We start from the raw sequence: 1,077 nt of genomic DNA on the forward strand, positions 1-1,077 counted from the left end.
CACACCTCACGGTGCTTCCAGATCCGGCCTATCAACCCAGTCGTCTACTGGGAGCCTTAACCCCTCAAGGGGGTGGGAGTCCTCATCTCGAAGCAGGCTTCCCGCTTAGATGCTTTCAGCGGTTATCCCTCCCGAACGTAGCCAACCAGCCATGCCCTTGGCAGGACAACTGGCACACCAGAGGTTCGTCCGTCCCGGTCCTCTCGTACTAGGGACAGCCCTTCTCAAGACTCCTACGCGCACAGCGGATAGGGACCGAACTGTCTCACGACGTTCTAAACCCAGCTCGCGTACCGCTTTAATGGGCGAACAGCCCAACCCTTGGGACCGACTCCAGCCCCAGGATGCGACGAGCCGACATCGAGGTGCCAAACCATCCCGTCGATATGGACTCTTGGGGAAGATCAGCCTGTTATCCCCGGGGTACCTTTTATCCGTTGAGCGACGGCGCTTCCACAAGCCACCGCCGGATCACTAGTCCCGACTTTCGTCCCTGCTCGACCCGTCGGTCTCACAGTCAAGCTCCCTTGTGCACTTACACTCAACACCTGATTGCCAACCAGGCTGAGGGAACCTTTGGGCGCCTCCGTTACTCTTTAGGAGGCAACCGCCCCAGTTAAACTACCCATCAGACACTGTCCCTGATCCGGATCACGGACCCAGGTTAGACATCCAGCACGACCAGACTGGTATTTCAACGACGACTCCACCCACACTGGCGTGCGAGCTTCAAAGTCTCCCAGCTATCCTACACAAGCCGAACCGAACACCAATATCAAACTGTAGTAAAGGTCCCGGGGTCTTTCCGTCCTGCTGCGCGAAACGAGCATCTTTACTCGTAGTGCAATTTCACCGGGCCTATGGTTGAGACAGTCGAGAAGTCGTTACGCCATTCGTGCAGGTCGGAACTTACCCGACAAGGAATTTCGCTACCTTAGGATGGTTATAGTTACCACCGCCGTTTACTGGCGCTTAAGTTCTCAGCTTCGCCCCACCGAAATGGAGCTAACCGGTCCCCTTAACGTTCCAGCACCGGGCAGGCGTCAGTCCGTATACATCGCCTTACGGCTTCGCACG

Annotated in this window: 1 rRNA gene; it reads right to left on the minus strand. The window is 56.8% G+C overall.

Annotated elements, in window-relative coordinates:
• A 23S ribosomal RNA gene (locus IE108_RS34640) occupies window positions 1-1,077 on the minus strand; the annotation flags it as partial.

It is taken from the genome of Streptomyces parvulus (assembly GCF_014648855.1).
GTDB classification, from domain to species: Bacteria; Actinomycetota; Actinomycetes; order Streptomycetales; family Streptomycetaceae; genus Streptomyces; species Streptomyces parvulus.